This is a genomic window from Xanthomonas sp. WHRI 8932A (assembly GCF_035012785.1).
In the GTDB taxonomy this organism is placed as follows: domain Bacteria; phylum Pseudomonadota; class Gammaproteobacteria; order Xanthomonadales; family Xanthomonadaceae; genus Xanthomonas.
In genome coordinates this window covers 54,198-71,979 of record NZ_JAYGQQ010000014.1, presented here as the reverse complement: position 1 = coordinate 71,979, position 17,782 = coordinate 54,198, and the positions used below count along the sequence as shown (strand labels likewise).

The following is a 17,782-nucleotide window of genomic DNA, read 5'->3' as shown; positions in this document are numbered from 1 at the left end:
GAGCACCGAGCACCGAGCACAGGCCGCGCCCGCCTGACGGTGAGCGAAGTCGTTTTCTTAGGGAAGCTCTGAACAACTCTTTCATAGGCTTCCGATCGATGCATTGGACAGACTAAATCACGCGCAAGTGTTTGATTTTAAGCGCCGGCGATTGTCGTGATTAGGCTAGATTGCAACTCTCTCTCGCTGGCCCATGAGTTATTCAGAGGTTCCTTAGCTGCTCTAAAGCGGCATAGGGACCCGGCAACGCAGTGGGTGCTGTGCGGCTGCGTGCCACACAGCGCTGTGCAATGCCTGCCCACAAACGACAACGCCACGGCGCGAGGCCGTGGCGTTGCGGCGTGCAATCCGCCTGTTCGGCGGACTCGGTGTCTTATTCGACGCCGTCGCTCGGGGTCACTGCAGCGCGGCGCTGATAGGCGGCGCGACGTGCGTTGGCATTGCTGGCGTGTTCGCGATCCAGACGGTGCACGTTGCCACCCAGCACCTGCTGATCGCGCTGGCGCTTGCGATACACCGCATAGCCGATCAGGCCAAGGCCGGCGACGGCCGCTGCCACGGTGATGGCCGGGTTGCGCTTGACCAGCTTGCTGGCCGCCTTGCCGCCGCTGCGCACTGCGCCCAGGGCCACGCCGGTCTTCAGCCATTCGCTGGCACCCGGACCGAAATGACGCAGGCTGCTGCCGGCGCTACGTGCCTGGTCGCCCGCAGTGGATGCGGCATGACGCAGTTGGTCGCCGGCGGTGCCGGCCAGTTCCAGGGCACGCTCCAGGGCGCGTTCGGTGATCACAGTCAGCTTGCTCATTGAAGGCGTTTCCTTTCCGAGTACGTGGCCTGCAGTCTGTGGCCAATGGCGTATAGGCGGCGTTAGCGGAAGTGGGCGCCGTTTGGCTAACGGTTAAAAAGCGCTGTTGCCTGCGTGCAAGTGAGATGTCGCTTTGCATTGCATGACCAACGCGCGGCCGTCCCCTCACCCCAACCGCTCTCCGGGCGGGAGAGGGTCTAAAGCATGGTGGGTCAGGTGCCGCGCGGTTTTGCGCGATGGGTTGCGGCAGCTGTCCAGGGGTCGTCTGGCCATGGGTGTCTGGGATACCGGCCCTTCATTTCTTTTTTGACGTCCGGATAGGTGTTGGCCCAGAAGCTTTTCAGATCCTGCGTGACCTGCAGTGGGCGGCCGCCGGGCGAGAGCAGGTGCAGGGTCAGCGGGATGCGTCCATCGGCAATGCGCGGGGTTTCGGCCAGGCCGAACAATTCCTGCAGCTTGACCGCTAGCACCGGCGGCAGCGGTTGCTGGGTGTGGTCGAGTGCGTAGCTGATCTGGCGTTCCATGCCCGACGGCACGCTGATGCGGGTGGGAGCGTGGCGGTCGATGGCCTGGCGGCGTTCCCACGGCAGTGCGGCCTTGAGCGCCTCGCCCAGGCTGGACTCATCCAGCGCGTCGAGCCGGGTCTTGCCGGCGAAGGCCGGGCGCAGCCAACGGTCCAACGAGGCAAGCAATGCGGCATCGGAGAGATCGGGCAGCTCCAGCTCGGGCATCCACACCCGCAGCGACAGCACGCGCGCGCGCCATTGCTGCAGGGTCTCGGTCCAGGGCAGGGCGTCCAGGCCGAGCTGGCGCACCGCCTCGGTCAGGGCGCCAGCGGCCTGCGCGGGATCGACGCGGCCGGCGGGGCGGCTGTCGAGCACGATGCGGTCGAAGCTGGATTGCCGGCGCGCGACCAAGGCGCGTTTGTCGGCGTCCCACTGCACCACGTCCTGCTGCACGAAACGCTCGGGCAGGCTGCGGCGCAGATAAGCCTCGTCCACGGGCGCTGCGCGCAGCAGCAGGGCGTCCTTGGCTTCGTAGCGCAGCTCGCTGGCGACCAGCCACGGTTCGCCGCGCAGGTCGCTGTGGTCGAACAGACGCGCGCTGCGGCCGTTGGCGAGCAGATAGCGCAACGGGTCGGTGGGGTGGCGTGCGGCGATGCGGTCGGGGAAGGCATGCGCGAGCAGGTCGCCCAGCGCGTGCGCCTCCACGCTGCTGGGTGGGGCGGTGTCGCAGCGCAGTCGGCGGCGCCATTGTTTGGCGGCACTGTCGATCGCGGCCAGGCCGCCGCGGTTGGCATCGGGCGCGCTGCGGCCCTGGCGAAATGCCGCCAACGCGCGCCAGCGTGCGGCCAATCCATCGCCGCCCTGCCGCAGCGGGTCGCGCGCTTCCAGCAACGCGGCCAGGTCGCAGGCCAATGCCAGGCGCGATGCAGCGCCGGCCTGCGCCAGCATCGCGGCCAGACGCGGATGCGTGCCCAGCGCCAGCATGCGGCGGCCCAGCGCGGTGATGCTGCCGCTGTCGCTGAGCGCGCCCAGCCGTTGCAGCAATTCGCGCGCGGCCGCCAGCGCGCCGGTGGGCGGGGCATCGACAAAGCGCAGCGCATCGCTGCCCCATGCCGCCAGTTCCAGTGCCAGGCCGGCCAGTTCCACCTGGGCGATTTCGGCACGCCGTTGCGGCTCCAGGCGCTGCGATTGCGGCCACAGCCGGTACGCCCAGCCGCTGGCCACGCGTCCGGCACGGCCGGCGCGCTGGTCGGCCGACGCCTGCGAAATGGTGGCTACATCCAGCCGCGAAAAGCCGCTGTTGGGGTCGTAGTGCGGCTCGCGCGCCTGGCCGCTGTCGATCACCGCGCGCACGCCGGGCAAGGTCACCGAGGACTCTGCCACGTTGGTGGCCAGCACCACGCGGCGGCGGCCCTGCGCATCCGGCTGCAGCACCTGGCTTTGCGCGTCCACCGACAACTCGCCGTGCAGCGGCAATACCTGGATGGCCGTGTCCAGCGCGTCCTGCAAGGCGCCTTGCACGCGCGCGATCTCGCGTTGGCCTGGCAGAAACACCAGCACATCGCCGGGATGGGTGAGCAGGGCATGCTCCACTGCGCGCCGCGTCTGTGGTTCCAGCGCTTCGTCGCGGCGCGCGGGGAAATGTGCGATCTCCACCGGGAAACTGCGCCCGGCACTGCTCAGGCGCGGCGCATCCAGAAAACCAGCCAGCCGCTCGCCATCCAACGTGGCCGACATCGCCACGATGCGCAGGTCCTCGCGCACCTGTGCCTGCACGTCCAGCGCCAATGCCAGGCCGAGGTCGCCGGCCAGATGGCGTTCGTGGAATTCGTCGAACAGCAGCGCGCCCACGCGTTCCAGCATCGGGTCGTCCTGGATCATCCGGGTCAGGATGCCTTCGGTGACCACTTCGATCCGGGTGCGCGCAGAGGTCTTGTTTTCGAAGCGGATGCGGTAGCCCACCGTTTCGCCGACCGGCTCGCCCAACTGGCGCGCCATGAACAGCGCAGCGCTACGCGCGGCCACCCGGCGCGGTTCCAGCATCACGATGCTGCGGCCGGCCAGCCACGGCGCATCCAGTAACGCCAGCGGCACCTGAGTGGTCTTGCCGGCACCGGGCGGGGCTTCGAGCACCAGACGCGGGTGGGCGGCAAGGCTGTCGCGGATCTGCGGCAGCAGTGGGGCGATGGGGAATGCAGGTTCGGTCATGCGCGGCAAGGATACGGGCCTGCTCGCGCCGGTGCGATGGTCGGGGATCGAGGTGGAGCCTGTCAGGGAATGGCGTATGGCCTGTCGGCAACGCAACCGCTTGGGCTTGCCGCCAGCGCTTGCTGCCCGGCGACGTGCTGCGGGCCAAGAGCCTGCGTGCACAAAGATATGCGCCCCACAGCCGCTCCGGCAGCGTCCGCTCGGTTGCTGCGTGGCGGATCCGACGAGTGCAAATGCAGGAGGCTTGCATGCTTCAGAGTGCATGGCTGGCGTCGATAACCCGGTTGAACCCGTCACTGGATTGACCATGTCCACCCCGTCCCCGCGTTTTGTCAGTCTGCAAAGCAAGCTGCTGGGCGCCCTTGCGCTTGGTCTGTCGATCATCCTGTTGTGCGCACTTGGCGGTCTGGGCTCTGCCTGGTTGAGTCTGTCCGGCAAGGTGCCGGTGGAAGTGGCGCAGGCTTCGGCCAGCGAAGAACTCACCCGCGATTTCCGCCTGCAGGTGCAGGAATGGAAGAACGTGCTGATCCGGGGCCGCGACCCTGCACAGCTCGAAAAACATCTGACTGCCTTCCGCGACAAGGGCAAGAGCGTGCAGGGCACGGTCACCTCACTGGCAGGCGCGCTGGCCGATCCGCAGGCGCGCACGTTGGCGCAGGACTTTGCCAAGGCGCATCTGGCACTGCAGGTCAGCTACGAAGCGGCGCTGGGCAAGTTTGCCGAATCCGGCTACGACACCCAGGTGGGCGATCAGCTGGTCAAGGGCAAGGACCGCGCGCCCAGCCAGACGTTGGAGGCGTTGGTCGCGCGCAACAAGGCGTTGGCCGATGCGGCCGTGCTGGCAAGTTCGCAATCGGCGCAGCACATGCTGGTGTATTCGGCGCTGGCCACCATTGCTGCGGCGTTATGTCTGGTGGTGGTGTTGGGGTGGTGGATTCGACGCTCGATCGTGCGGCCCATCGAAAACGTCGCGCGTGCGGCACGCCTGGTGGCGGCCGGCGATCTGTCCGCGCGGGCTGCGGTCAGCAACCGCGATGAAATCGGCCTGCTTGGCCAGGCAATGGGGCAGGTGGTCAACACGCTTACCGATGTCTCCAGCGCGCAGGCGGACATGGCGCAGCGCCACGAAGCCGGGCAGATGAGCTACCGCATGGACGCGCAAGCGTTTCCCGGCGCTTACGGCCGGATGGTCGATGACACCAACGGATTGATCGGCGCGCAGGTGGGCCTGATCGGTACCATGCTGCAGGTGATGCAGCATTACGCGGTGGGCGACATGTCGGTGGACATGCCGCGCCTGCCGGGCGAAAAGGCGCAGATTACCGATGCGATGGACACCACCAAGCGCAACCTGGCGGCCATCAATGGCGAAATTCGCGGCCTGGTGGAAGCGGCTGCGGCCGGCGACTTTGCCACCCGCGGCAATGCCGATGCCTACAAGTTCGAATTCCGCGGCATGGTCGAGGGCCTCAATGGCCTGATGCAGAACGTGGACCAGAATCTGGGCGAGTTGTCGCAGCTGCTCAAGGCGATCGCCGATGGCGATCTGACCGCGCGCATGCGCGGTAATCAGCAGGGCGTGTTCGCGCGGATGCGCGACGATGCCAACGCCACCGTGCAGCGCCTCACCGATATCGTTGGCGATATCACGCTGGCCGCGCAGACCATCCGCACCGCCTCGGCAGAAATTGCCGCCGGCAACAGCGATCTGGCGCAACGCACCGAACAACAGGCCGCGAATCTTGAAGAAACCGCAGCCTCGATGGAAGAACTCACCTCTACCGTGCGGCAGAACTCCGACACCGCGCAGCAGGCAAGCCGTGGTGCGCAGGCCGCTGCCGACATCGCCGGCCGTGGCGGCGAGATGGTCGCCAGCGTGGTCGATACCATGGGCGAGATCGAAGTGTCGTCGAAGAAGATCGCCGAGATCATCAGCGTCATCGACGGCATCGCGTTCCAGACCAATATCCTGGCGTTGAACGCGGCGGTGGAAGCCGCGCGCGCCGGCGAACAGGGCCGCGGCTTTGCGGTGGTGGCCTCCGAGGTGCGCGCGCTGGCACAGCGCTCGGCCGGTGCCGCCAAGGAGGTCAAGCAGTTGATCGATGCATCGGTGGAGAGCGTGGCGCGCGGGAGCGCACGCGTGGATCAGGCCGGACGCACGATGCAGGACATCGTGCAATCGGTGCAGCAGGTCACCACGCTGATCGCCGAGATCTCCGCTGCCTCGCGCGAGCAATCGTCGGGCATCGAACAGGTCGCGCGCACCGTCAACGACATGGACGAAACCACCCAGCGCAATGCTGCGTTGGTGGAAGAAGCCTCGGCCGCCGCACGTGCGATGGAAGAACAGGCAGTGGAGCTGAGCGAAGCGGTGTCGGTGTTCCGACTAGATGCACGCAAGCCGCGCTTGGTGGCGGCTGCGTGAGTCTGCAGACGGGCAAGATAGCTGGATGAACGCCTCTCGCGTGGGAGTGCTCTCATGCGAGAGGCGGCAGTCCGCCGTCTGCACGCACACGCATGATGTGTGCGTGTGTATGCGATCGGTCATCGCGTAGGGATGCAGTGCTGCGACGCTGATCGACTGAGCGTCGAACGCATCGGCATTGAAACCATCACCCCGCTTCGCGCACCCGGGCGGTGAGGCCTTTGAGGAAGGCGCGCAGCAGTTGGTCGCCGCAAGGGCGGAAGTTCTTGTGGCCGGGCTGGCGGAACAGGGCCGACAGTTCCGGCTTGGACAGGGGGAAGCCGGCGCCAGCGAAGATGGCGTGCATGTCCACGTCCTTGAGTTCGAAGGCCACGCGCAGTTTTTTCAGCACCAGGTTGTTGCCGACGCGGGTTTCCAGCGGGCGGGCCGGCTGACTTTCGTCGCGGCCGCGGAAGCGCAGCACCAGGCCATCGAGAAAGCGCGCCAGCATCGCATCGGTGCAGGGCTCGAAACCGGGCTCGTCTTCCTTCTTCAGCCAGGCCTGTACCTGCGGCTTGTCGAGCGCGAACTCGGGGTCGGCCAGGTGAGTGATTTCCACCACCTTGTCGTCGCTGAGGTCGAGCATGTAGCGGATGCTGCGCAGTACATCGTTGTGGATCATGACAATTCCGGGGCCCCGGCCTGTCGCCGGAAAGGCGTCATTCTACGGGGCCGGGGTGGAATGCGGCGTGTGTCGCGCCGATCCGTTACCGATCTGAAGCCGCCCGGAAGCGGCTGATAAGGCGTTGTGGGCAGCCGTCGTGAGCCGCTGTCGGGTGCATGCGGCCGGTGCGTGGGAGTTGAAGGTCGAGTGGTATGCGCCGGCCCACGGTATCGACCGCGCCGGCCTTGCGGGCGAGCGCAGTCGGTCTGAGCGCCACTCAGCTGCCGCGATAAGTGGAATACCCGTACGGCGACAGCAGCAGCGGCACATGGTAATGGCCGTCGTCGGCAATGCCGAAGGCGATGGGCACCTGTTCCAGAAACGGAGGGTCGGCCAGTGCGGTGCCGGTGGCGCGCCAGTAGCCTGCCACGTCGAATTCCAGCCGGTAGCGGCCGGGCTGCAGGGTGAGGGTAGCCAGCGCCGGGCAGCGCCCGTCCTGGTCGGTGACCGCCTCCAGCTGCAATGTGTCGCCGGCGAACAGGCGCAGCGGCACCCCGGCAGCAGGGCGGCCGGCGGCGGTATCCAGCACATGAGTGGACAGGGTGCTCATGCGACCGCCTGGGTCGGTTGTGGCCATTGGCCGACGAATTCGGGTTGGTCGTAGGCCAGATAGCTGTCGACGATGGCCTGGCGTTCGTCCAGGAACAGCTGGTCGGCCACCGCGCGGGCCAGCCGCGGCAACGCAACCTTGAGCCCGGATAGCGCGGCGGCCGACGGGCCGTGGTTGATCAGCGCCGAATAGTTGAAGGCGAACAGCCCGTGCAGCAGTGCGGCGTCGTCCGGCGTGCGTGGTAACAGTTCGAAGCCCGGCCCCAGATACGGGTGTGCATCGAGCACCGGGTTGGCCTGGCCCGGCGGTGGTTGGTAGCGGTCTGCCCAACAGGCGATGCGCCCGGATAGCGCGGCCAGCTCCGGGCGCAGCTGCGGGTCGGTGACCAGGCCGGTGGCCACGGCCAGGAAATCGAAGCGGTGTTCGCCGTGCGGGGTGCGCACCACCACCGCGCCATCGCGCTCGGCCACCTCCAGCCATGGCGCGCCCAGGTGCAGCGCAAAGCCTGGGTGCGCGCAGGCGCGCTGGAAGGTGTCGTTGGTAGGCGGTTGGTTGTGTGCGAAGAAGCTGGCCATCATCCGGTACTTGTCCGCATCGGGCAGGGCCAGAAACCGCGGAATGATGCCGGCCTGCTCCATGTGGCGGAACGGGTTGATGCGCGGCAATTCACTGCGGCGCACGAACACTTCGGCCGTAGCGACGCCCTGATCCAGCGCAAAACAGGCGTTGTCGAACGCCGATGCGCCGCCGCCGAGAATGCCCACGCGCTTGCCGGCAAGCGCGGCGAAGTCGATGTGGCTGGAGGTATGTGCGTAGCGGTGGCTGGGCAGGGCACGGCCGATCCAGTCCGGCACCACCCACTGGCCACCGCCCTGGATGCCGGTGGCCAGGATCAGCTTGCGCGTCAGCAGCGGCGCGCCCATTGTCAGATGCAAGCGGTGGATGCCGGGTGCGACCTCGGGTTCGACGCGTGCCAGCTGCGTGGCGTTGCGCACCGGCAGCCGCAGCGCCGCGCGGTACCAGCGTAGGTAGTCCATCCAGCGGGCGCGTGGAATCTTGTCCAGCGTGTCCCAGGCCGCGCTGCCGTGTTGCGCTTCCCACCAGGCGCGAAAGGTCAGCGAGGGCACGCCCAGGTCGATCGAGGTGATCTGCTTGGGCGTGCGCAGTGTCTGCATCCGTGCGTAGGTGACCCAGGGACCTTCCTGGCCGGCCGGGTTTTCGTCGATGACCAGCACGTTGTGCACGCGCTCGCGTTGCAGTGCGAACGCCGCGCCCAGTCCGCTCTGGCCGGCGCCGACGATCACCACGTCGTAGACATGCCCGGCCGGATGTACGCGCGGTTGCACCCAGGCATCGCCGCCATGGGCCAGGCGTTGCAGGTCGCGGGCGAGCTCGCGTTCGAGTTGGGCCAGGCTCATGGCAGTGCCTCCAGGCGCAAGTGGACGATCTTGCCGATCTCGGCGAGGGCGGTGGCGATCTCGGCGTCGCGCGAGGCATCCATGCGCTGCTCCAGCGCGGCCAGAATGCCGGCCTTGTCATGCAGCCGCACGCAGATCACGAACGGGAAACCGAAGCGCTGGCGATAGGCCTGATTGAGCGCATGGAAGCGGGTGAATTCGTCCTCGCCCAACCGATCAAGACCGGCCGAGGCCTGCTCGGCCGCCGAGGCGGCGGTGAGCGTGCGATCGATCGCTGCCTTGCCGGCCAGCTCCGGGTGCGCGCGAATCAACGCCACCTGATCTTGCGGCGATGCATCGAACACCACCTGCATCAAGCCGCGATACACATCCTCGAACGGGCGGCGACGCGCGGCGCGCTCCACCACCCACGGCGAATGTTCGAACACCTCGCGATAGCGCGCCACGAAGGCGGCATCGTCCAGCACACGGTCGTCGGTCACGCTCATGCGTGAGTCCCTTGCAGCGACACGTGCGCGGCCACCACTTTCCAGCCATCGGCAAAGCGCACCCAGCTCTGGCTTTGGCGGCCGCGCGCGCTGCTGCCTTCGCGGACGAATTCCGCATGGGCGGTTGCGCAGTCCTGGCCATAGCTGTGCACTTCCACATGCGCAAGCTGGCGTTGTGGCGAGCCGCCGCGGCCGATGCGAAACGCGCGGATCGCGTCGATGCCGTACAGCACCTCACCCACGCCATACCGCACGGTGCTGGGCGCTGCATGAAACAGTGCATCCATCGCGGCGATGTCATCGCGCATCAATGCACTTTCGTAGGCGTGGAAGGCGGCAGTCACCTGGGCGATCACCTCGGGCAGATCGATGTCGGCAGTGACAATGCTCATGCCGGATGCACCTGCAGCCAGTGGCGCGCGATATCGATGCGTCGCGCCACCCAGGCATCGCCGCTGGCCAGCACGTGATCGACAAAGCGCGCCAGTGCGGCCGCGCGTGCGGGCTTGCCGACGAGGCGCCCGTGCAGGCCGATCGAGAGCATGCGCCCGCCTTCGCTGCGCAACTGCTCGAAGCTGTCGCGCAGATAGCGAAAGAACGGTTCGCCATCGGCAAACCCGTTGTAGGCGACGAACTTCATGTCGTTGGCATCCAGCGTGTACGGCACGATCAACTGCGCGCGCCCGTGGCGGGTGTCGTAATACGGCACATCGTCGGCATAGCTGTCGGCGTCGTAGACAAAGCCGCCTTCTTCGGCAACCAGGCGTGCGGTGTTGGGGCTGGTGCGGCCCTGGTACCAGCCCAGCGGGCGGCTGCCGGTGACGCGGGTGTGCACCGCAATCGCCTGTGCGATATGCGCGCGCTCGGTGGCCTCGTCGATATGTTGGTAGTCGATCCAGCGCAGCCCGTGGCTGGCGATTTCCCACTCGGCGGCCTGCATCGCGGCCACTGCGTCAGGATTGGCGGCCAGTGCGTTCGCCACGCCGAACACGGTCACCGGCACCGCGCGTGCAGTGAACAGCCGATGCAGCCGCCAGAACCCGGCGCGGCTGCCGTATTCGTACAGGCTTTCCATGGCCATGGCGCGTGCGCCGGCCTGGGCGTGTGCGCCGACCATTTCCGACAGAAATGCTTCGGATGCCGCATCGCCGTTGAGCACGCAGTTTTCTGCGCCTTCTTCGTAATTGATGACGAACTGCACTGCGATGCGCGCGCCACCCGGCCACTGCGCCGCCGGCGGGGTGGCGCCGTAGCCGACCATGTCGCGCGCCGCGCTCATGCAGCCGGCTCCGCATGCCAGGCCGCCAGGGCGGCTTCCACTGCCAGGCCGGGCGTGCAGGTGTAGCCTTCGGCACGCAGCACCGCTTCCAGCGCGGCCAGGGTGAGCAGCACCTTGTGCTTCATCGCGTTGTAGCCCATCGCGCCGATGCGCCAGATCTTGCCTTGCAGCGGGCCGAAGGCGGTGCCGATCTCGATCTCGAAATCCTCGCGCATGCGCCGCCGCACCGCGTCGTTGTCGATGCCCGCCGGGATCACCACACCGGTCACGTTGGTCATGCGATGCGCCGCGTCGCCGAACACCTCCAGACCCATCGCGGTGATGCCTGCGCTCACCGCACGGCCGGCGGCGGTGTGGCGCGCGAACCGTGCGTGCAGGCCTTCCTGCAGCGCGACGCGTGCGCATTCGCGTGCGCCATACAACATGGTGGTGGCTTCGGTGTGGTGGTTGAGGCGCTTGTCCGACCAGTAATCCATGATCATCGCCAGGTCGAAATAATTCGACGCGATGCGTGGCCCGGTTCCGTTGACGATGTCTGTGCGCACGATGCCGCGTTCGACATGCCGGCGCGCAAAGATCGCCTCGGCCGCGCGCTCGGACACGGTGATCGGTGCCGAGCCAGACGGCCCGCCCAGGCATTTCTGCAGGCCGCCGGTGACCACGTCCACGCCCCAGCGGTCGCTGGCGATCTCCATGCCGCCGATGGTGGCGGTGGCATCCACGTAACTCAGCGCGCCGGCCGCGCGGCACAGTGCGCCCAGGCCATCGAGCGGCTGCGCCATGGTGGTGGAGGTGTCGCCGTGCACGGTGGCCACCAGTTTGGGCGCCACCCGTTCGATCGCCTCGGCAATGGCGGCCAGCGGCACCACCTCGCCCCATGGTGCATCCACGCTGTGCACGTCGGCGCCCAGGCGCTGCAGGATTTCGGTAAGCAACAAGCCGAAGCGGCCGAAGTTGATCACCAGCACGCGGTCGCCCGGTTGCACCAGCGATATCAGCGCCGCTTCGATGCCGGCACGCGCGGTGCCGTCGACCAAAAACGTCCAGCGATTTTCGGTGCCGAACAATGGCCGATACAGCGCCATCACCTCGTTCATATAGGTGGTCATTTCCGGGTCGAACTGGCCCAGCAGATCGGCCGCCATCGCGCGCAGCACGCGCGGATGCGCATTGACCGGGCCGGGGCCCATCAACAGGCGTTGTGGCGGATCGAGTTCGCCAAAGGTATGCAGGTGGCGCAGATCAGGTGACAAGGGGGTCTCCCAGGTGTTCGATGAAATGGCGCATGACCGCCAGGGCGACCTCGGCATCGGCCGGGTCGACGTGTTCGTCCGGATGATGGCTGATGCCGCCGGCGCAGCGCACGAACAGCATCGCGGTTGGGCAGAGCGCGGCCATCGTCATCGCATCGTGGCCGGCACCGGAGACCAACCGCCGCGGGGCGATACCTTGCGCGGCGACCGCGTGGTCGAGCCGGGTCATCAGCGTCGGTGCGCATGGGCTGGCGGCGAGGGTTTGCAGCGGGTTGATGGCAATGGCGATACCGCGCGCTGCACCGATGCGCGCCAGTGCCTGTTCGATGGCGCGCACCGCGGCGTCGCGGGTGGCGTCGTCGCCGGCGCGTACGTCCAGCGTGCACTCCACGCGGCCGGGCACCACGTTGACGGCGCCGGGTGCGAGCTGCAGCTTGCCGACGGTGGCGACCAGATCATTGCTGCCATCGCGCGCGATGCGTTCGATTGCCAGCAGCGCCTCGGCCGCTGCGCTCAAGGCATCGCGACGCAGCGCCATCGTGGTGGTGCCGGCATGCCCGGCGCGGCCGTCGAAGCGCAGCGCGAAGCGGCGTTGCGCGGCGATCGCGGTGACGATGCCCACCGGCAGGCCGTCGGCTTCGAGCACCGGGCCTTGTTCGATATGGGTTTCCAGATACGCCAGCACGCTGCCCGGCGTGCGTGCGGCGTGGTGGATGTGCGCGATATCCAGATCCCAGTCTGCCAACGCGCTGGCGACGTCGATGCCGGCGGCGTCGGTCACCGCCAACGTGGTCGGGTCGAGCGTGCCGGCCACCGCACGGCTGCAGAACATCGAAGCCGGAAAGCGCGAGCCTTCTTCGTCGCCGAACGCGATCACTTCGATGGCGAATGGTAGGCGGCGCGCTTGCGCGTGCAGTGCGGCGACGCATTCGATGCCGAGCAGGATGCCGAGCGGGCCGTCATAGCGGCCGGCATCGCGCACGCTGTCCAGGTGGCTGCCGATCAGCAGCGCGGGTGCGTCGGCCTGCGTGCCCTCGTAGCGGCCGATCAGGTTTGCCGCTGCGTCCAGGCGCACCTGCATGCCGGCCTGGCGCATCCACGTGCTCACCTGCGCGATGGCAGCGCGGTGCGCCGGGCTGAGCCAGGCGCGGAACAGTCCCTCGGGTGTGTCGCTGTAGGGCGCGACGCCCAATGCGTCGCAACGCGCCACCGCACGTGCGCCGGAGCCGTTGTCCGGTGAGAGGCGCTGGGTGCTCAGCATAGGGCGCCGTGCGGGTGAGCCGATCCACCGGCGCTGTGCGGACCGCGATGCGATAGCGACTGATGCATGGAGCCTCCGCAGGCGGTGGGGAAGGGCGAGGCATCGCCGGGCGATGGAGTGCCCGGACGATGGCGTGGCGACAGGCGCTTAACCGAGCGGGCAGCGCCTTGAGATCGACTATACGAACCACCCCCGTCACCCCAAAGCGGTTTTTTTAGGGTCACGCGTTGCAAAAAATGCGACAGGCGCCGTGGCCATGCGTCCCCTCTCCTATCGGGAGAAGGGACCCGAAGGGCGGATGAGGCGGCGTCGCAGAGCGCTGTCAGTCCCTGCAAAGACAAACGCCTCGCCACGCGCCTATAGAAGCGAGGCAACGCCTGCTTCGCCAATCCCTCCCTCCCCAGCCCCCGCTCCGCGCCCCGGCCCACGCTTGCGGCGCGGGCGCACCAATGCACGCACGCCGTGCCTTGGAGCCCCGCAGGAGAGTGGCGACAACGGCGCCGCCTCGAATCCAAACGGCTGCTACAGTCGGCGCATTCCATGAAAGAGATTCACCAATGGCGCGCGACAATTTCAAGGATTTGTTGGCGCTGATCGCCATCGTCCGCGAAGGCAGCTTCACCCGGGCCGCAGCCACGCTGGGCGTCTCGCAGTCGGCGTTGAGCCATACCATCCGTGGGCTCGAAGCCACGCTGGGCTTGCGCCTGCTGACGCGCACCACCCGCAGCGTGGCGCCCACCGAGGCGGGCGAGCGTCTGATTCAGACGGTGGCGCCGCGATTTACGGAGATCGAAGACGCGCTGTCGGCGCTGAGCGAAATGCGCGATACCCCTGCAGGCAACGTGCGCATCACCGCCACCGACTATGCCGCGCGCGCGATCCTGTGGCCCAAGCTGTCCAAGCTGCTGCAGCAATACCCCGACATCAACGTCGAGATAGTCATCGACAATGGACTGACCGACATCGTTGCCGATCGCTACGATTTGGGCGTGCGCCTGGGCGACCAGGTCGAAAAGGACATGATCGCCGCGCGCATCGCGCCCGACATGCGCATGGCGCTTGTTGCATCGCCGTCGTACCTGGCGCGCCGGCCGCTGCCAAAGACGCCGCAGGACCTCACTGCGCATCGCTGCATCAACCTGCGGATGAAAACCGCCGGTGGCATCTATGCCTGGGAGCTGGAGAAGGACGGCCGCGAAGTCATCGTGCGCGTGCAGGGCCAGCTGACCTTCAACGGCACCTATGAAGCGGTGGACGCGGCCGTCGATGGTTTCGGCATCGCGTTCGTGCAGGAAGATCTTGCCCGCGCACATATCAAGGCCGGACGCCTGCGCTGGATCATGAAGGATTGGTCGCCCACCTGGCCGGGCCTGCATGCGTTCTATCCCAGCCGCCGCCACTCGTCGCCAGCGTTCAATCTGGTGCTGGATGCATTGCGTTACAAAGGCTGATGCGCGCGTGTGATGGCGGAGCATTCGGTGCAGGCGTGCGACGCGTGGCATGGCCCTGCAGAGATGTGCCAAGCGTTGTTGATGTGAGTCGAACGGCGGCACCGTGAGCCAGGGCGCTGAACTTGAAAACAGGCGCCGCAGCCGCGCAGCTGTGGCAAAGATGGCGTCTGGATCGAGGCTGCACCAGCATTGCATTCGATCTCCCGGCCTGTGCGTGTATGGACGCACCGTCGAACTGCCGTGTATCGCGCGCTTCACCACGATCATCCGCAGACCACGCTCATGAGTGCACCTCATAAGCCCGTGCGGCGCAGGCGTCTTACTCCGCGCACGTGGACCACGTAATCTGCGCAACCTCCAGACACGCGCATGCCGGCGCCGCGATTATGCGCTGCATCACGTTTGTCGTGCGGCCGAAGCAAGCGCGGGCTGGTGCAGTCCATCGCCGCCCGTAGCGCATCCATTCCGAACAGCACAGTCGCTTGCGCGCCGTAGCGCGCCCATGTGCCGTGTGCACTGTCTCTTACCTAAGGCTTCCCCATGCCAGCCAACACCTTGACCACCGATACAGCCCAGCCCGATGCCGTTGTCGCGACCCGTCAGACCTGGAGCGCGGTCGGCTCGATGTCGCTGTGCGTTGCGCTGCTGATCGCATCGGAATTCATGCCGGTGAGCCTGCTGACGCCGATTGCTGCGGACCTGCACGCAAGCGCCGGCATGGCCGGGCAGGCGATCTCCATCTCCGGCCTGTTTGCGGTGATTGCCAGCCTGCTGATCGCGCCGCTGTCGTCGCGTTTGAACCGGCGCCATGTATTGCTGGGCCTGAGCGCGGTGATGTTGCTGTCGTTGTTATTGATTGCCAGCGCGCACAGCTTTGGCATGTTGATGGTCGCGCGTGCCTTGCTCGGCATCACCATCGGTGGGTTCTGGGCGCTGTCTACCGCCACGGTGATGCGCATCATGCCCGAGCATGCCGTGCCCAAGGCATTGGGCATCGTGTTTATCGGCAATGCCGTCGCGACTGCCTTTGCCGCGCCGCTGGGCAGTTACCTCGGCGCCATCATCGGCTGGCGTGGTGTGTTCTGGGGCATGGTGCCGTTGGTGGCGCTGGCCATTGCCTGGCAATGGCGCAGCCTGCCGTCGATGCCGGCGCAAGGTGCCAGTTCGCTGCGCGATATCGCTCGCTTGTTGAAGCGCCGCTACGTCGCTCGCGCAATGCTCGCGGTGATGCTCGGCTTTGCTGGCGCATTTTCCGCTTTCACCTACTTCCGCCCGTTCCTGGAAAGCGTCGCGCAGGTCGATGTGTCGCAGCTGTCGTTGTTGCTGCTTGGCCTGGGCCTTGCCGGTTTCGTTGGCACCTATGCGGCCACCGCGCTGGTCGCCAAGCGGCTGTTCACCCTGCTCACCGTGTTGCCGGCCGCACTGGGCGTCGTCACGCTTGGCATGTTGCTGGGCGGCCACGTGCTGTGGGCGGTGGCGGTGGCAATGATCGCCTGGGGCACGCTCAACGCGGCAATTCCGGTGGCGTGGTCCACCTGGCTGAGCCGCTGCATCAAGGATGCGCCGGAAAGCGGCGGCGGCTTGATGGTGGCTGCGATCCAGCTGTCCATCATGCTCGGTGGCGCGCTGGGCGGTGTGTTGCTGGATCACCTGTCGATCGGCGCCACCTTCATTGGTGCAAGCGTGTTGCTGCTGGCGTCGTCGCTGGTGGCAGGGCGGGGCGATCGCTTGCAGCCATGAGTGATGGCGACTGCACGATGCCGCGCGCATTGCACCGAATCAGCGCGTACCACGCAACGATGCCTTAGCCGGCGCCGCCTCTTTCAGGTTGACTTGATGGCTAGCAGAGCCCGACATCACACGAGCAATTCAAGCCGGCAACAACAGCATCAAGGCGTGTTCTGCTTCGGCCTGATCGGCGTGTACTGCACCGAAAGCAGCGTCCAGCCCGATGGCGCATGCTGGGCGACCGCGCCAATGGCGAGCGTCATGTTGCGCTCGCCCATGCGGTAGCTGATCTCGGTCGTCATGACGGCCACGTCTGCCTGTGTATGCAGCACGATCTCGCTCAGCGTCACTGGCGGTGCGGCCACCTTCTTGTCCGGTGCATAGAACGACAGCACAGCTGCGCGCGTGTCTACCTGGCCCAGCGGACTGATCTCTACGAACTGCGCGCCAAGTACTGCATCCAGGCGTTTCAGGTCGAACGTGTTTTCGGCACTCACGTACTGGCGCAGCGCTTGCTGCGCGGTGGATGGTGTCGCCGCGAGACTCGTTCCGGCGACAGCACACAGCAAGACGCTCAGGCCAGTTGCGTTTAGCCAATGGGAAGCGAGCATGTGCATCCTTTCGCGCATCGAGGATGCCCAGCATCCCACGCGGTGCAGGAGATGCGCATGCGTCGAAAGTCATGAGAGCTCACCATCAAGCCTATGCCCGGCGTTCGATGGTGCAGATGCTCAATCGCATCGTCAGTTCAAACGCCGACCTAACCACCACCCAGATCCTGCCGCAGGGCATCCACGCAGTCATCGACAAACGTGCGCACCTTGGATGAGCCCCGACGGCCTTCCACGTAGACCACATGCACCGGTTCCGGTGCGATCTCGAACGTCTCGAGGATGCACGTGAGTGTGCCGTTCTGGAGGTGTTCGCGGATCTGGTAAGACGGCACTTGCGTCAGTCCCCAGCCCTGCACTGCGGCGCCGATGGCGGCCTTGGACGAGGTCACGCTGAGGCGTGAGCCAACCTCGACCAGAGACTCACGCCCATCGATGCGAAACGGCCACTTGGGTGCGCGCTCCGAAGATGCGACCGAGAGGGTGCGGTGCTGCGATAGATCGTCTGGATGCTGCGCAATGCCGTGTTCTGCCAGATAGCCCGGGGACGCGCAGACCATGCGACGCACACTGCCCACCGGGATCGCGGTCAACGATGAATCGGGGAGTGCGCCGATGCGCACCGCGACGTCGATGCCCTCGTCCAGCAGTGGTAGCACGCGGTCGGCCAGAATGGCGCGTGCGGTGACCTTTGGGTAACGACTGAGAAAGCGCGTCAACACCGGCATGACATGCAACGCGCCGAACATCTGCGGAGCCGTCACCGTCAGCGATCCGCTGGGGAGTGCGTGCAACCCGGCTGCTGTGTTTTCGACATCTTCCAGGTCGGCCAACAGGCGTCGGCAGTCGATGGCGTACTGCTGTCCAGCCTCGGTGAGCCGCATGGTGCGGGTGGTGCGCACCACCAGCAGCACGCCGAGGCGATTTTCCAGCTGCGCGATGGTGCGCGTCACCGTGGCGGTGGAAATGCCAAGGCGGCGCGCGACGCCGGCAAAGCTCGCTTGTTCTGCAAGTGCGGCAAACAGCGTCATTTCCTGGATGCGATCCACCGGTGCCTCACGCTTGGTTATCGCCATAGAGTAGCAGTGCGCCGCCG

Annotated in this window: 15 protein-coding genes; 3 read left to right on the top strand and 12 right to left on the bottom strand. The window is 66.7% G+C overall.

The genetic code is table 11. From position 1 onward, the window contains the following. Nucleotides 1–373: 373 nt before the first annotated feature. Nucleotides 374–805 carry a hypothetical protein gene (locus VC212_RS20950; protein ID WP_055853585.1) on the bottom strand — a complete coding sequence of 144 codons (432 nt, stop codon included), beginning with the start codon at nt 803–805 and terminating at the stop codon, nt 374–376. A gap of 212 nt (nt 806–1,017) precedes the next feature. Continuing rightward, complete coding sequence (hrpB, locus tag VC212_RS20945; RefSeq protein WP_323526836.1) at nt 1,018–3,519, bottom strand: ATP-dependent helicase HrpB; 2,502 nt, start codon at nt 3,517–3,519, stop codon at nt 1,018–1,020. A 307-nt stretch (nt 3,520–3,826) separates the two neighbouring features. Between hrpB and VC212_RS20940 the strand changes: the two genes are divergently transcribed. After that, complete coding sequence (locus tag VC212_RS20940) at nt 3,827–5,944, top strand: methyl-accepting chemotaxis protein (RefSeq protein ID WP_323526835.1); 2,118 nt, start codon at nt 3,827–3,829, stop codon at nt 5,942–5,944. 187 nt (nt 5,945–6,131) lie between these two features. Here VC212_RS20940 and VC212_RS20935 read toward each other — a convergent pair whose 3' ends face one another. The 8 genes from VC212_RS20935 to VC212_RS20900 form a co-directional block, all read right to left on the bottom strand. Next, nucleotides 6,132–6,605 (bottom strand): DUF1456 family protein, encoded by a 474-nt coding sequence (locus VC212_RS20935; protein WP_055853578.1) that lies wholly within the window; start codon nt 6,603–6,605, stop codon nt 6,132–6,134. Between the two features lie 259 nt (nt 6,606–6,864). Then, nucleotides 6,865–7,224 carry a hydroxyisourate hydrolase gene (gene uraH / locus VC212_RS20930; RefSeq protein WP_323526834.1) on the bottom strand — a complete coding sequence of 120 codons (360 nt, stop codon included), beginning with the start codon at nt 7,222–7,224 and terminating at the stop codon, nt 6,865–6,867. Next, nucleotides 7,194–8,615, bottom strand: coding sequence for an FAD-dependent urate hydroxylase HpyO (gene hpyO / locus VC212_RS20925; RefSeq protein ID WP_323526833.1), 1,422 nt, complete (start codon nt 8,613–8,615; stop codon nt 7,194–7,196). The genes uraH and hpyO overlap by 31 nt, the downstream gene beginning before the upstream one ends. Further along, nucleotides 8,612–9,103, bottom strand: coding sequence for a 2-oxo-4-hydroxy-4-carboxy-5-ureidoimidazoline decarboxylase (gene uraD, locus VC212_RS20920; protein ID WP_323526832.1), 492 nt, complete (start codon nt 9,101–9,103; stop codon nt 8,612–8,614). The genes hpyO and uraD overlap by 4 nt, the downstream gene beginning before the upstream one ends. Then, nucleotides 9,100–9,495, bottom strand: coding sequence for an oxalurate catabolism protein HpxZ (gene hpxZ / locus VC212_RS20915; protein ID WP_323517898.1), 396 nt, complete (start codon nt 9,493–9,495; stop codon nt 9,100–9,102). The genes uraD and hpxZ overlap by 4 nt, the downstream gene beginning before the upstream one ends. Further along, entirely contained in the window at nt 9,492–10,382 is an 891-nt protein-coding gene (gene puuE, locus VC212_RS20910; RefSeq protein ID WP_323526831.1) for an allantoinase PuuE, read from the bottom strand. Before puuE ends, hpxZ begins: the two co-directional genes overlap by 4 nt. Then, nucleotides 10,379–11,635 carry an alanine--glyoxylate aminotransferase family protein gene (locus VC212_RS20905; protein ID WP_323526830.1) on the bottom strand — a complete coding sequence of 419 codons (1,257 nt, stop codon included), beginning with the start codon at nt 11,633–11,635 and terminating at the stop codon, nt 10,379–10,381. Before VC212_RS20905 ends, puuE begins: the two co-directional genes overlap by 4 nt. Further along, nucleotides 11,625–12,896: an allantoate amidohydrolase gene (locus tag VC212_RS20900; RefSeq protein ID WP_323526829.1), complete on the bottom strand. Its 1,272-nt coding sequence runs from the start codon at nt 12,894–12,896 to the stop codon at nt 11,625–11,627. Before VC212_RS20900 ends, VC212_RS20905 begins: the two co-directional genes overlap by 11 nt. A 557-nt stretch (nt 12,897–13,453) precedes the next feature. Between VC212_RS20900 and VC212_RS20895 the strand changes: the two genes are divergently transcribed. Together VC212_RS20895 and VC212_RS20890 are read left to right on the top strand one after the other, a co-directional pair. Next, entirely contained in the window at nt 13,454–14,347 is an 894-nt protein-coding gene (locus VC212_RS20895; protein WP_055853559.1) for a LysR family transcriptional regulator, read from the top strand. A 540-nt stretch (nt 14,348–14,887) separates the two neighbouring features. After that, entirely contained in the window at nt 14,888–16,087 is a 1,200-nt protein-coding gene (locus VC212_RS20890; protein WP_323526828.1) for an MFS transporter, read from the top strand. 149 nt (nt 16,088–16,236) lie between these two features. Here the strand turns inward: VC212_RS20890 and VC212_RS20885 are convergent, their stop codons facing one another. Next, the gene (locus tag VC212_RS20885; RefSeq protein ID WP_323526827.1) at nt 16,237–16,686 is read right to left on the bottom strand and encodes a nuclear transport factor 2 family protein; all 450 of its coding nucleotides are present in this window, start codon (nt 16,684–16,686) and stop codon (nt 16,237–16,239) included. A gap of 149 nt (nt 16,687–16,835) precedes the next feature. After that, entirely contained in the window at nt 16,836–17,762 is a 927-nt protein-coding gene (locus VC212_RS20880; protein WP_323526826.1) for a LysR family transcriptional regulator, read from the bottom strand. Between the last annotated feature and the right edge of the window lie 20 nt (nt 17,763–17,782).